The 14,259-nt window shown below is 58.2% G+C and carries 13 protein-coding genes; 5 read left to right on the top strand and 8 right to left on the bottom strand.

What is annotated here, in order from left to right:
- Positions 1-22 precede the first annotated feature (22 nt).
- Positions 23-433 (bottom strand): RcnB family protein, encoded by a 411-nt coding sequence (locus CFR76_RS12620; RefSeq protein WP_110557358.1) that lies wholly within the window; start codon positions 431-433, stop codon positions 23-25.
- 120 nt (positions 434-553) lie between these two features.
- Between CFR76_RS12620 and CFR76_RS12615 the strand changes: the two genes are divergently transcribed.
- The 4 genes from CFR76_RS12615 to arsH are packed head-to-tail and all read left to right on the top strand — an operon-like array spanning position 554 to position 3,343.
- Positions 554-907, top strand: a complete 354-nt coding sequence (locus CFR76_RS12615) for an ArsR/SmtB family transcription factor (RefSeq protein ID WP_110557357.1) — start codon at positions 554-556, stop codon at positions 905-907.
- A complete protein-coding gene (gene arsC / locus CFR76_RS12610; protein ID WP_110557356.1) occupies positions 904-1,326 on the top strand; it encodes an arsenate reductase (glutaredoxin) in 423 nt (140 codons plus the stop codon). Before CFR76_RS12615 ends, arsC begins: the two co-directional genes overlap by 4 nt.
- Positions 1,326-2,621, top strand: a complete 1,296-nt coding sequence (locus CFR76_RS12605; protein ID WP_110557355.1) for an arsenic transporter — start codon at positions 1,326-1,328, stop codon at positions 2,619-2,621. Before arsC ends, CFR76_RS12605 begins: the two co-directional genes overlap by 1 nt.
- Positions 2,622-2,644: 23 nt before the next feature.
- Positions 2,645-3,343, top strand: coding sequence for an arsenical resistance protein ArsH (arsH, locus tag CFR76_RS12600; protein ID WP_110557354.1), 699 nt, complete (start codon positions 2,645-2,647; stop codon positions 3,341-3,343).
- A gap of 37 nt (positions 3,344-3,380) precedes the next feature.
- On the opposite strand, the gene CFR76_RS18110 is transcribed toward arsH, so the two are convergent.
- The 3 genes from CFR76_RS18110 to CFR76_RS12585 all read right to left on the bottom strand — a co-directional run bounded on the left by CFR76_RS18110 (position 3,381) and on the right by CFR76_RS12585 (position 6,784).
- A complete protein-coding gene (locus CFR76_RS18110) occupies positions 3,381-3,710 on the bottom strand; it encodes a hypothetical protein (protein WP_167402134.1) in 330 nt (109 codons plus the stop codon).
- 246 nt (positions 3,711-3,956) lie between these two features.
- Complete coding sequence (locus CFR76_RS12590; protein WP_110557352.1) at positions 3,957-5,405, bottom strand: agmatinase family protein; 1,449 nt, start codon at positions 5,403-5,405, stop codon at positions 3,957-3,959.
- A 23-nt stretch (positions 5,406-5,428) separates the two neighbouring features.
- Positions 5,429-6,784 (bottom strand): agmatinase family protein, encoded by a 1,356-nt coding sequence (locus CFR76_RS12585; protein ID WP_244191927.1) that lies wholly within the window; start codon positions 6,782-6,784, stop codon positions 5,429-5,431.
- A 541-nt stretch (positions 6,785-7,325) separates the two neighbouring features.
- Here CFR76_RS12585 and CFR76_RS12580 point away from each other — a divergent pair.
- A complete protein-coding gene (locus tag CFR76_RS12580) occupies positions 7,326-9,551 on the top strand; it encodes a xanthine dehydrogenase family protein molybdopterin-binding subunit (RefSeq protein ID WP_110557350.1) in 2,226 nt (741 codons plus the stop codon).
- Between the two features lie 43 nt (positions 9,552-9,594).
- On the opposite strand, the gene qhpE is transcribed toward CFR76_RS12580, so the two are convergent.
- Genes qhpE through CFR76_RS12555 form a run of 4 tightly spaced genes read right to left on the bottom strand, consistent with a single transcriptional unit; the run spans position 9,595 to position 14,236 of the window.
- Positions 9,595-10,359 carry a subtilisin-like serine protease QhpE gene (gene qhpE, locus CFR76_RS12575; RefSeq protein WP_208623996.1) on the bottom strand — a complete coding sequence of 255 codons (765 nt, stop codon included), beginning with the start codon at positions 10,357-10,359 and terminating at the stop codon, positions 9,595-9,597.
- Positions 10,352-12,034 carry an ABC transporter ATP-binding protein gene (locus CFR76_RS12570; RefSeq protein ID WP_208623995.1) on the bottom strand — a complete coding sequence of 561 codons (1,683 nt, stop codon included), beginning with the start codon at positions 12,032-12,034 and terminating at the stop codon, positions 10,352-10,354. Before CFR76_RS12570 ends, qhpE begins: the two co-directional genes overlap by 8 nt.
- Positions 12,035-12,048: 14 nt before the next feature.
- Positions 12,049-13,092: a hypothetical protein gene (locus tag CFR76_RS17775; protein ID WP_167402133.1), complete on the bottom strand. Its 1,044-nt coding sequence runs from the start codon at positions 13,090-13,092 to the stop codon at positions 12,049-12,051.
- Positions 13,093-13,144: 52 nt separating this feature from the next.
- Positions 13,145-14,236 (bottom strand): YncE family protein, encoded by a 1,092-nt coding sequence (locus tag CFR76_RS12555; protein WP_110557345.1) that lies wholly within the window; start codon positions 14,234-14,236, stop codon positions 13,145-13,147.
- Positions 14,237-14,259 lie beyond the last annotated feature (23 nt).

The following is a 14,259-nucleotide window of genomic DNA, read 5'->3' as shown; positions in this document are numbered from 1 at the left end:
GCGCCCGCGATCAACGGCCCGTTCAATAGGGTGGCGGATAGGCCGGCGCCGCCGGATAGGGCGCCGCCGGGTAACCGGGCGCTACCGGACCGACCGGAGCAGGCGGCGCCACGCCGGCAGTGGCAGCGACCACACCCGCGATCAGTCCGGTTGCCGCCGCCACAAGCAGGTACTGCGCCCCGGACTGCATCCAGTAATAGCCCGATGGCGGCGCCCACAGGCCATGGTAGCGCCGCCAGTCACGGACCCGCCACCGCTGCGAGCGCCAGTTGGCATAATACTCCCCCCTTCGCCAGTCCCTCATGTGGCCATGGCCGCGCCCCCCGTCATGACGGTCATGCCCGCCGTGCCCCCATGGCGGGTCCGCATGGGCCGTCGCACTGGCCATGATCAGGCAGGCTGACAGGATGGCGGCCGGAAATCGATCTATCATGATGCCTCCACGGACAAGCAGGGTAAGGAATACAGGCCCTCATGGCTTTTGTGTGAACGCGCGAAACCGCGTGCCAGAACAGGGATTGACATTATTTTATATATCCACAATCAAGGATATATGGATATGGAATCAGCCCTTGCCGCGCTCAGCGCCCTGTCCCAGTCCACGCGGCTGGATATCTTCCGCCTGCTGGTGCGCCATGAACCGGACGGTCTGCCCGCCGGAGACGTCGCGCGCCATCTCGATATCCCGCAGAACACCATCTCGACCCACCTCGCGATCCTGAGCCGTGCCGGCCTGCTGACCTCACGACGCCATAGCCGCCTGATCATCTATCGCGCCAGTCTGGCGCGGCTACGGGCGCTGATGGTCTTCCTTGTCAGGGATTGCTGCGCGAGCAGTCCCGAACTCTGCGCGCCCCTTCTCGCGAACCTGGTCTCATGTTGCCCCGCTACGGAATCCTGCCCATGACCGTCACGATCTGGCATAACCCGGCCTGCGGCACATCACGCAACGTGCTGGCGATGATCCGCAATGCCGGGATCGAGCCGACGGTCATCGCCTATCTGGAAACACCGCCCGGCCGTGCGGAACTGGTCGATCTGATCGCCCGTATGAAAATCCCGGTGCGCTCGGTGCTGCGGGAAAAGGGCACGCCCTTTCATGAACTCGGCCTTGATAATCCGGCCCTGACGGATGACGCGCTGATCGACGCCATGATCGCACATCCGATCCTGATCAACCGGCCCATCGTTGCCACTCCGCTCGGTGTTGCGCTGTGCCGTCCATCCGAGACGGTGCTGGACATTCTTCCCGCCCCGCAGCGCGGCGCGTTTGCCAGGGAGGACGGTGAGAAGATCGTGGACGCGGCTGGAAAGCGGATCGTCTGATGCTGGCGCTTGCCATTTTCATTGCGACGCTGGTTTTCGTCATCTGGCAGCCACGGGGGCTGGGCATCGGCTGGAGCGCCATGGCCGGCGCCGCCATGGCGCTGGGAACAGGCGTGATCCACGGGCATGATATCCCGGTCGTGTGGCATATCGTCTGGGATGCGACCTTTACCTTTGTCGCGCTGATCATCATCTCGCTGGTGCTGGATGAGGCCGGGTTCTTCCACTGGGCCGCCCTGCATGTGGTCCGCTGGGGCAAGGGCCGGGGCCGGACGCTGTTTCCCCTGATCGTGCTGCTGGGTGCCGCGATCGCGGCCGTGTTCGCCAATGACGGCGCCGCGCTGCTGCTGACGCCGATCGTCATCGCCATCCTCACGCAGTTGCGCCTGAGCCATGGCGCGGCGCTGGCCTTCATCATCGCCACGGGCTTTGTCGCGGATACGACCAGCCTGCCGCTGGTCATTTCCAATCTGGTGAATATTGTCAGCGCCAATTTCTTCGGCATTGCGTTCGACCGTTATGCCGCGATCATGGTCCCTGTCGATCTGGTGGCACTTGGTGCAACGCTGGCCGTCCTGTGGCTCCGTTACTGGCGGCAGGTACCCCGGGCCTACCCCGTGGCCGAACTGCCCGCGCCCGCCACCGCCATTCGTGACCCCCTTGTATTCCGCGCGGCTTTTCCGCTGCTGACCCTCGTTCTGGCGGCCTATTTCCTGACAGCGCCGTTTCATATCCCGGTCTGTGTCGTCGCCTGCCTGGCCGCTGCAATCCTGCTGCTCGTCGCCGGATATGGCCGGGTGATCCCTGTTCGCAAGGTGCTGCGGGGCGCCCCGTGGCAGATCGTGATCTTCTCGCTGGGCATGTATCTGGTGGTCTATGGGCTGCGCAATGCCGGGCTGACCGATGATCTGGCGACGGCGCTGGTCTGGCTTGGCCATCAGGGGCCACTCATCGCCACGCTCGGCACCGGCTTTCTGGCGGCCCTGCTATCATCGGTCATGAACAATATGCCCAGCGTCCTGATCGGCGCGCTGGCGATCGGGCAGGCGCATGACATCACGCCGCTGACCCGTGACCTGATGGTCTATGCCAACGTCATCGGCTGCGATCTCGGCCCCAAATTCACCCCGATCGGCAGTCTCGCAACATTGCTGTGGCTGCATGTGCTGGCGGCCAGAAACCACCGGGTCACATGGGGACAATACATGACGGTCGGACTGGCGATCACGCCGCCCGTCCTGCTGGCCGCGCTTGCGGCGCTGGCCCTGTGGCTGCCCCGGATCAGCCACCCGTGACAGGCAAAGGAGACGCTGCCGCAATGACCAACCCCGACCTGCCCGCCCTGCACCCGGAATACCTCGAACGGGTCGACCTCGCGCGGCTTGAGCCGCTGCCACGGGTTGGCCACCCGCCGCGCATCCTGCTGCTCTATGGCTCGCTGCGGCCACGCTCGTTCAGCCGCCTGCTGGTGCTGGAGGCGGAGCGCATCCTGAATGTCCTCGGCGCGGAAACGCGGGTATTCGACCCGGCCGGCCTGCCGATAGTGGATTCCGTGCCTGCCACGCATCCGAAAGTGCAGGAACTGCGGGAACTGTCGATCTGGTCGGAAGGCCAGGTCTGGTGCAGCCCTGAACGGCACGGCAACATCACCGCCGTGTTCAAGAACCAGATCGACTGGCTGCCATTGTCCGAAGGGGCTATCCGCCCGACCCAGGGCCGCACGCTGGCGGTCATGCAGGTCTCCGGCGGATCGCAGAGCTTCAATTCCGTCAACGCCCTGCGGGTTCTGGGCCGGTGGATGCGGATGTTCACCATCCCCAACCAGTCCAGCGTACCGATGGCCTATACCCAGTTTGGGGATGATGACCGGATGAAGCCGTCCCCGCTCTATGACCGGATGGTGGATGTCATGGAGGAACTGATGAAGTTCACGTGGCTGCTGCGGGACCGGGCCGACTACCTCGTCGATCGCTATAGCGAGCGCAGGTCGGAACACCGCCTGCCTGAAAAGCCGTGAGCCGGGAGGTGACCATGCCACGTTCCACAAGCGGCGATCAGCGTTTTCCTGAGCGCGCGTTCTTGCCCGTTGTGCCGGACAGGGCGGACGTTGCGGCACGACACTGCGCATGGGTCACGATTTCAGCCATTGTTCCATCAATATCTTTAAGATCGGCTGCGACAAAGGTTTTCTGCTTCGCGTCAAAGGTCGCCACCAGCGTGCCAGTGCGGGCAATGACCTTGGCTGGACTGAACGTCACCGTGCAATCAGGGGTATCACACATCGGCAGGGACGCCCCGGTGTTGGAATCAGTCCTGACCCAGCTTCGCGCCGCCTGATCGAAAATGAAGTCGGCATTGAACAAATGGCTTTTTTCATCCGACATGCTGCGCGCCGTCGTTTTTCCCTGACAGATGAATTCGCGCGGCGCCGCATAAACGGGGCTGGCGCCGGTCATCGTCAGGATGACAACAGCGCCAACTACCCATGAACCAGACCGTATTCGGCCGATAGTGGCGTGCCTGCTCCATTCTGACACGATAGACCTCCCCTGCAATAGCCTGACAATGGTCCGGTCGAGAAAAACCATCCACGCCATAAGGTCAAGTGACATTGGCAGGCTATCTTGGGTTTAGGGCGTTGCGGCCATGCCGACGGTCAGGGAATCATGATAGTTTATGCCCTTGACCCCGATCTTGCGCATCGCGACCCCCGTCAGGCAGGCATTCATGATCTGATTGGCATTCAGCGCAGTTGCATAGCTGAGGTCGAGATAGGGGGCGACATCAAGCATAGCAAAACCCACGACCTTTGTTTCCGCGCAGATGCGCCGGACAAGCGGCACGGCCTCCCGCATTGTCAGACCATTTGAAGCTGGCCGCCCCGCACCGCTGGCATAAGACGGGTCAAGCGCGCTGATATCAAAGGAAACAAAGACGTTTTGTGGCCCTCCTTCGATTTCATGCAATGTTGTATCGACCACATTCTGCCATCCATTCGTCTCGACCTGTGCCATGGTATGGTAATGGATACCGTGGCTTTTCATCCACTCGAAATCAGACGTAGCCAGACCGGGTCCACGCGTGCCGATCTGGACAACCGACCCGCCTTTTACGCTGCCTTCAGTAACGAGGCGGGACACCGCCTGCTCATCCGAATAAAAATGTGCCTGATCGCGGGCGACATTATTATGTGCATCGATCTGGACCAGGCTGATACTGCCGGCGCCATATTTGTCCGCCATCGCTTCGACCGCCGGGATCAGGGTCGAATGATCCCCCCCGACGATAAAGGGAACAACCTTTGCATCCACCATCTCGCCAACCATTTTGCGAACATGGCTGATGGACAGTTCAACACTCATCCTGTCAACGGCGAAATTGCCGTAGTCAACGATGTTGAGCAAGGTGCCCGGATTGACGCCCGCATAGACGTCATAATCACCCAGACCATACATTGCACGCAGGACAGCCGTTGAATTTTTCGCATCACGCCAGCCACTGCTGAAGTCAATCGGCACACCGACAAAGGCGACATCCACCTTGCCCGCGATCAGGTCCTCCTTACGCAGTGCAAATGGTGCCCCGGCAAAGGTGGGGATACTGTCCGTTTCATACATATAACGCTTGACACTGAACGGGCCGGGCGCACGCTGCGTCGCATCCAGCGCGGGTGGCCGCAGAACCGTCGAGGCATTGAAATCCCCAGCGGTGGTATTCAGTTCAACCGCTGCCATGTCCCCGTCAGGGTCAAGGGCAGATCTGCCTGGTTCGGCTGGTCCTTTTGCAGGCTGGAACTTATCTGCCTCAATCGTGCGCATCATGGCCGACACAGCTTTACGCGCATCATCAGGTGACTTGGCTGCCAGAATGTTCTCGATTTTTTCTGGTGTCAGGTGGAAACGTTCCAGAACCGAGTTATCGGCAATGAACGCTTTCTGTTCTGTTGTCAGCCCGTCGATCGAGGGACTTGTCGCGGCCCACGCGCCAACAGGCCCGGCAAGAGGGGAAAGACCCGCAAGGGTGAGTGCGGCCAAGGCCGCACGGCGACCGGTGCGGTGACACAGGGACGGAAGTTTCATGGTCCGAAAGCTTGCTGGATGTATCACTGCTTCGTCCCCTTGGTCGCGTAATAATTATCCTGCCCATGCTCGGAAGAAAGCGGGCTGAAGTAATTGGCCTGGGTAATGCCCTTCTTATGCATCGCAAGCCCTGTCAGGCAGCTGAACATGATCGTGTTGGCATTCAACGCACTGCGATAGGTCGGGTCGAGCGAAGGGGCGAGTTCCACAACGTCGAACCCAACGACATTGGCTTCCGCGCACAGGCGTCGCATGATGGGAATGGCCTCACGCATGGTCAGACCACCAGCCACGGGGGTGCCCGTTCCGGGTTCGAAGGCGGGATCAAGCACATCCACGTCAAACGAGATCCACAGGTATTTCGTGTTCTTTTTCGCTTCCTGAATGGCGCGTTCCATCACGGCCGTCCAGCCATGTTTCTCGACTTCCGCCATCGTATGGTAACGCATGCCGATCAGGCGTTCCCACTCGTAATAATCCTTTGAATAATGGGCCTTGATGCCAACCTGGATATAATTTTCCGGACGGATGTGCCCTTCCTTCATGGCGCGATAGATGGGCTGACCATGATCAAGCAGGTGAATACGCCCACGCCCCGTATCAAGATGGGAGTCAAAGTGGATGACACCGACCTGTCCCTTGCCATACACATCGGCCATGGCGGCAACATCCGGATATTCCAGACTGTGATCGCCACCGATCACGACGGGAATGGCGCCGGCCTTGGCGACTTCACCAACCATGCGGCGCACTTCCTGCATACTGCGTTCCGTACTGTTCTGGTCAATGGCGGCGTTACCGTAATCCACGATTTTCAGTTCTTCGCTGGGCGAAATCATGCTGCTGACTTCCGTGCCACCAGTCCCGTCGCGCATGACGCGCATCGCGTTGGGTCCGTGACGGGCATCACGCCAGCCGGACCCCATATCCAGGGGGGCGCCCAGGATGGCAACATCGACCTTCCCGGCCTTCAGGTCTTCCGGGGTAAGGGCAATCTGGGAACCGGCGAAGGTCGGCAGTCCTGATCCATAACTACGGACATAACGGGATGTATCGATCAGTCCCGGCTTGCGGGGGGGATCAAGCTCCGCGGGGCGACGTAGATGCCAGTCATTGAATCTGGGTGATTTCGTATCAAGCGGGATGGTTTCCACATCAACGCCCTTGTGAAACTGCACCTGATCGTAGACCGTCATCACGGTATCGACATACTGCGCCAGTTCCTGCTGCGAGGATGTCTCGTTGATCTGCTTGAAAAGCTGCTTTGACGAAAGAACGGCCGCGCTCTTGCCGCTTTTGATGAAATCAATTTTCTCGGCAGGCAGGCCCTTGAGGCGTTCCATGACATCGGCCGGAATGTCCAGAGGCTCCGTCTTCATGATACCCGGCGTGTAAGCATCAATGTATTTGGGGATTTCGCCTGGCTTGGTTGGGGGCACCTTCGGAAAAGAAGGCGTATCACCAGTCGGTGCGGCAACAGCATGGCCACCTGCCAGAAGTGGCAGCATCAGCGATGCAGCAGCCATGAGCGCAAGACGTGTTCTCATTTAAAGCCCCAGTCGAAAAGATCGCGACATATACCGCCGCAGCCTTAGTAAAGACCCCGGAAACAGACATTACAATGGCATACGAAATCGAAACGAACATAGGGCGTTTGACGTAGAAAAAGAAGGTGGCGCGTCCTGAAAAAAATTGATGTCATGATATTGGCTACCCATGGTGTCCATAACGTTTCCTCAAGGCTACGAAACCTTCTTTCCCATGGTGGATACTGACGATACGTGATACCCAGACTGACATTGCGCCCATGCATCCCGGTCCTTTGCTCCTTAAAATACTATACAGGCCAGCCAGATGCGGCGTGACGTACCCATTCGACAGTCATAATAACCACTGATAATATTTAGAGACAGTCTACGGATGACAAACAGATCAGACAAGACGGCCCCCTCATTCGTCTGCCTTGCCACGAACACCCTGAATGATGCATCCCGACGACGTTTCCTGATTGGCGGGGGACTGCTGCTGGCATTCGCAGCCGTTCCGAAGGGCCGTGGCGCAGCAGCTGATACCAAAACCCCGGGACCGGATAATGAACCCTATGTCGCGCTTGGCGGTTTCGTTCGTATCTGTGCTGATAACCAGATATCCCTGATCGTTCCCAATATCGAAATGGGACAGGGAATATACACGGCGGAAGCGATGCTGATTGCCGAAGAACTTGAAGTGGCCCCCGGGAAAGTCCATGTCCTGACCGCCCTGCCCCAGGAAACATCTGATATTTCGCCTGACCTGCTCAAATCCCTCTCCACCGGTGGTTCGCGCTCCATCCGCAAGGGCTGGCTGCCGCTACGTCAGGCAGGGGCAGCCGCGCGGTTGATGCTTCTGGCCGCTGCCGCTAACAGGTGGGGGATCAGCATGGCGGATGTCATGGCGGAAAACGGTATTGTCCGCGATACGGCGGGACGCCATCAGGCAACATATGGTGATCTTGTTACCGACGCCGTAAAGCAGCCCGTCCCCAATCCTGTCCCCCTCAAGGAACCGGGACGCTGGAAGCTGCTGGGAAAATCCATTCCCCGCGTTGACATTCCCGCCAAGATCACGGGACAGGCTGTTTTCGGGATTGATGTCCGTGTTCCCAAGATGGCGTTTGGCGCCGTAATGGCCTGTCCGGTTCTGGGTGGAACGGTCCGGTCAGTAGATGCGCGCAAGGCACGGGCCATGCCCGGCGTGCGCGATGTCGTCAATATCGGTTCGGCCGTCGCGGTCACCGCGACAAGCTACTGGACTGCCCGCAAGGGGCTGGCCGCCCTCGGGATTGTCTGGAACGATGGTGCGAACGCATCCCTGTCCACGGATCAGGTGCGGCAGACCCTGCATGATGCAGCTACCCATGGCGCACCGGTTATGGCGCATGATGATAAGGGAATGGATACAGCCCTTGCAGAGGGGAAAAAAGTCGAACGTACTTATGACCTGCCCTTCCTGGCGCATGCCACCATGGAACCGATCAATACCACAATCCATGTTCGCCCCGATGGCTGTGATGTCTGGGTCGGTACACAGGTGCCCACCCGCGGGCAGGACGCCATTGCCAGAATTACAAAACTGCCCCGCGAGAAGGTTTACATCCACAATTACATGATCGGCGGTAGCTTTGGACGCAGACTGGCGGTTGATTCACTGGAACAGGCCGCGAGCTTTGCGTGCCAGCTTTCCTATCCGGTCAAATTCATATGGACCCGGGAAGAAGATATCCGGCATGACCTGTTCCGGCCCGCATACCATGACCGGATGACCGCCACACTGGGTGATGACGGCCTGCCGGTCGCATGGATGCATCATGTCACTGGCCCATCTGTGGTTGACAGATTTTCCCCCGGTGGGCTGCCACAGGGCACGCTGGACCGGGATGCCGTGGCCGGTGCTGTTGATACGCCATACACCCTGTCCCACATGCGCGTGATGTGGACACGGGCGGATACACCGGTTCCGGTCAGTTGGTGGCGAGGCGTCGGACCCGCGCATAATGCCTATGTCGTTGAAAGCTTCATGGATGAGCTGGCGGCTGAAGCCCGCATGGACCCAATTGAATACAGACGGCGTCTTCTGTCGCAAAATCCCCGATCGCTGGCCGTTCTTGATCTTGTTGCAAGGCAAAGCCTGTGGGGACAGCCGCTGCCACCGGGTTCGGGGCGCGGAGTATCATTGCACAATGCCTTTGGTTCGCATTGCGCCGTCGTCGTGGAAGTTTCGGTCCTGCCGACGACAGCAATACAGATCGTACGCGTCACAGCCGTGGTGGATTGTGGAATGGCGATCAATCCCGATTCCCTGATCGCCCAGATGGAAGGCGGCCTGCTATTCGGTTTTTCAGCTGCATTATATGGTGAAATCACAATCAGGAACGGGTGCGTGGAACAAAGCAATTTTCATAATTACCAGCTTATGAGAATTAATGAGATTCCACGCATCGACGTACATATCATCAACAGTGGCGCTGAACCGGGCGGCATAGGTGAAGTGGGAACGGTTTCGGCATTTCCAGCTCTTGGCAACGCCCTGTTTGCCGCCACGGGGAAACGCTTTCGCAGATATCCTTTCCGTATTTCCGGTGACGCGGATACTTCTGACCCGACCTGAAAAATGACGCCCTGCCGCGAAACCTGCTTCAGGATGGCCCGCTTCACATCACTTCCAACGCGGCCTTCAGTGCTGTTTCGAGACTTCGCCTGCATCGCGGTCGGGCGATCGGTTCCAGTGCAAGGGCGGCAAAACCCGTTACCTGCGCCACCGCAAAACTGACACCGTAAAGATTACGTCGAAGCGGCACCCCGGGAATGGCACGCGGATAACCCGCAGTGCTAATCACGCATGCCCCGTCCTGCTGCATGATCCGGTAGTGCGTGCGCGGAATATCCCAATCGAGGGTAACCCCGATCACGTCTTTTATCATTCCCGGGTAACACGGCCTGCCACCTGTATCCCGCGCGGCGATTACGCTCACGCCATGGTTGACTGCCATCCCGATGGCCTGACTTAATAGGGGCATATGGGCCGGATTGGTCGAACCAAGACTGAGATTGATCAGATCGACTTCCTGCCGCACTGCCCAATGGATGGCCGTAACCAGCGCAGCCCCACTGGTACGCAGCACGGAACCGAAAACCCTTACGGGCAGACAGACGGCATCGGGCGCTTTTTCCTGAATTGCCGCGATAACGGCCGTACCATGACCAAGCTGATCACAGGTGGCTTCCAGACCTGTATCCAGCCGCCCATCCGTCCCGATCATGATGCCGGGTGCAAGTCGGGTTGCGTCAATATGCGGATGAATAGCCTGCACGCCACTATCAATTACCGCAATCCGCACGCCAGCGCCTGTCATACCGGGGAAAAGCGGTGGCAGGGCGATCGGACGACCGAATGACGGATCACTGGCATCAAGCATGCGCGTGCAGGGCGGGACGTTCTACATCGACGTGCCCCTCTCTCAGGGTGACAACCATATCGGCCATCGCGGCCAGTGCCGGTTTATGTGTTATGACAATGAGTGTCGTCCCAGGAAATGCCGCACGCAGTCCTTTGGCCACCAGTTGCTCGGTCTCCCCATCAAGTGCTGCGGTCGGTTCATCAAGAATCAGCACGCTGGGATGGCGCAGCAACGCGCGCGCCAGGGCAACCCTGTGTCGCTCCCCTGCCGAGAGCGCCAGCCCACGCTCCCCCACCTGGGTCCGTAAGCCATGGGGCAGCCGTGCGACCAGATGTTCCAGTCCGGCAAGACGCACCACCCGTGCCACATCAGCCTCGCTTGCCGCAGGAAACGCAAACGTAATGTTTGCAAGAATCGTATCATTGAACAAATGCGGGGACTGATCCACAAGCAGTATTTCACGGTGCACATCGGACAGCTTCACATCACGTATATCGATGCCATCAACCGTAATCCGTCCACTGTCGGGATCAAGATTACGGACAATCAGATCCGCAAGGGTCGATTTACCAGCCCCACTGGGACCAAGCACGGCACAGAAGGCACCCTGTGGAACCAGCAGATTGACGCGTTTCAGCACCTCACGCGTTTCATGGCGCAACGATACATCCGTGACACGCAGTTCCCGCGCCACCCGTGTCAATGCGACAGGATCAGGCGAGTCAACGACATCAGCCCGCATTTCAAACAGTTCAAGAATACGTGCAAGGGACACCCGGGCAGAACTCAATCCTGACACAAGCCCCATCAGCGTCTGAACAGGTCCGAACAGACGCATCTGATAGGTCATGAAAGCAACGAGTGTTCCCACCGTCATCTTGCCCATAATGATCTGCGCGCCGCCATAAATCACCACGCCAGAGGTCGTCGCGGTCAATAATGTGCCGGGAACCGCTCCGGCCATGAATGACGCCACCTGCATTCGCATCATGACGGAGACAAACGCCGTATTGCATTTATGAAAACGGGAGACTTCCTGTTCCCCTGCATTGAGGGAGGTAATCACCCGCATGCCCATCAGGCTGTCGACCAGCATGCAGCCCAGATCGGCCCCACGCGCCCGCATCTGACGGGTCAGCGCCGTAATGCGCCGCTGATAATAAAGAAAAAGCAGCACGCAACCGGGAATGACCACCACACTGATCACGAACAGCTTCCAGTCCAGCCACAGCATGATGCCGACGCATCCTGTCAGCATCATCATATTACTGATTACCGACAGCAGGGTATCCGCAGTCACACGCTGGATGTCGCTTACGTCACTATTGATCCGCGACATCAGATCCCCCAGCCGGAAGCGGCTGTAGAAACGTGGCGACAGGGTTTGCAGATGGCGCAGCAACGCCGCCCGTATGTCAAACAGCATCGCAGCGGAAGTGGCTACATAACGATAACTGGCAATGATATTAAGAGCATAATTCGCCACTGCCACCACCACCATGAGTACGGCGATCCGGACCAGTGCCGTCATATCCCGTGGCAGCAAGGCCTGATCGATCATCAGCTTGGACAACCACGGCTGGGCCAGTCCCAGACATGTGGCCATGAGGCTGACCACAACGACAAACAGCAGCGAATACACATATGGCCGCAGAAATGGCAGCAATAGACGATAGCTGCGCCATTGCGCCACGGGTGATGGCCGCGTCACGCGGGAACCATTCGCGGCACCAGACGCAGCCCATGCAGTTCATAACGCGGTTGGGGCAGGCCCGCGAGCTGTCCGGAACACCATTCAAAACCCGTAGCAAGGGCCGAAATCTGCGTGCGCCACCAGGGGCTGTTCCCACCCATACTGTAAAATTGCGCGCAAAACCGCAGATGACGCCGCATTGATGCCAGCAACATCGAACGATAATGCATGAGCAATGTCTCCATGGCATGAGGATCGTCAGGATATTCCATAATCGCCGTAATGACTGCGGCGGCAAGAATGGCTTCACGCGCGGCCTGCGCCGTGCCGTCACCACACAGGGGATCAAAAGCAATCGCTTCATTGCCACAGGCAAGCCAACCGGGGGCAGCAAGACATTCAAGCAACCGTGGCGCGGTCTCAAATGGTCCCTGGGGCTGTCCGGTCACTACCACCCGGGGGGCGAGATGGCGACTCATCTGGCATAAATCATCCAGTGGCGCCCCCACACCGAGTAACCACCCCTGCCCCGGTGCGGTTGACAGCATGAAAAGCCAGCCATGATCGAGCGCTTCGATCCAGCATGCATCTTCGTCTTCAGGATGGAGAAGTGTGACCGAAGCAGCTGTCGCTGGCCGACTGCCGAAACGACGAAGACGGGACTTCGGAAATGGCCCGATGCCATGCACAATAAACAAAGGCGCCCCGATCATATCCGCTTCTTGCCGTCCTGGCTGATGGAACAGGGCATTAAGCGCCCCGGGGGCAAACGCGGCACCACGGTGCGGCACCACAACTGGTTCCTGACCGCCCCATGCAACGATACGCCGGGTCACGGGCATATAGCGCGACTGTTGCAATGATTTACCCATACAGTCACGCAGCAATACCTGCGCGGTTTCACCAAGCAGCACGGCAGGCCCGGTAGAAGTCACCGCGCCCGCGCATTTAGTCATAATCCCATTTTGGGTCAGCAACCGGGCGCAACACCGTGCCGCCATGCCCGAACCCCGAATGGTAACATGAGCAGGCATTCGCGACAGCGGGGGGACGACCATACGGTTACTCCTCTGATTCAGATACCATACATCACGGTATCTGTTCATCATATCATTGTTTTAATGTAATGATACCCGACATGGTAATGTCGTTTCCCAGCACCCAGTCAGTTTCATATTTCAATGATTTTGCATCGTAAACCGCGACGTCAAAACCCGCTCCGTAAATATAAAGCTTTTTTCCGTCTTCCGACATGCCAAAATAGAAACGGCGGCGGCAGGGGAACTCCGCCTTGTTCATGGCAATGTTGGCGTTAAGGTCAAAATGCCAGAATTCACAGCGCTGATTCCCATATTCCCCATTAATCACCACGGTATAACCATCCCTGCCATCTGGTGTAACCTGCAGGCGATCAACAGCTTTGGGTGCAGGTCCCACGGGATGGAATGAAAAATTACGCGTTACAAGATCGAAATGGGCGATCCCGAAGACCTTGTTATGGATATAGGGGTCTTCCGCCTGAAACAGGGAGACGTAATGTCTGGGGTCACGCAGCGTTTCAAGGGCGCTTCCCATGCTGATGTCCTGTTTCCAGGGCAGATCGGGTTTCGCCAGGTCAATGCGCTGGATAACCTTGAAATCTGTGGTGCTGATAACCCGTAACTTCTTGTCAAAAACGTAGAGTATTTTTTCATCCGGTGAAATTGCCAGCGCCCCGCGGCTATTTTCGGAAATATCTTCATCCGCCATATCCACCGCGCGGATGATTTTCCGGGCATTCATATCGATCTGGAAATACTGTGGCCTGCTGAAACGATAGCGGTCGATTTCCTTGTCCATTCGCCAGCCTGTGGCATAAAAATAATGACCACTCGCATCCGGTATGCCACCGGAGAACCGATATTTCGTGACCGGGGTATTAAGGCTGAACCGTGTCAGTACCTTGTGACTTGTCGCATCCAGCACTTCAATACCGGATGTCGTGAGCGTGCGCACATAGATCCTGCTGCGATTTGCTGAAAGCTGGATACTCGCGGGAAGCCCGGTTTCTAGTGTTACTTTCTGGACAACCGTGCCATTTATGTCATTGATAAACTGAAGCTGATCAGGATAACCGCCAAGTACCACTGTCCCAGCGCAGGCTGAGGAGACAAATGCAAACGCTGAGGCAAACAGTGCAAGGGCGGGACGAAGCATATTCATGATACATGCTCTTCCTCGAAGCG

It is taken from the genome of Komagataeibacter swingsii (assembly GCF_003207895.1).
GTDB lineage: Bacteria > Pseudomonadota > Alphaproteobacteria > Acetobacterales > Acetobacteraceae > Komagataeibacter > Komagataeibacter swingsii.
Note: the sequence above shows the minus strand (reverse complement) of the source record. Positions and strands in the feature narration are given on the sequence as shown.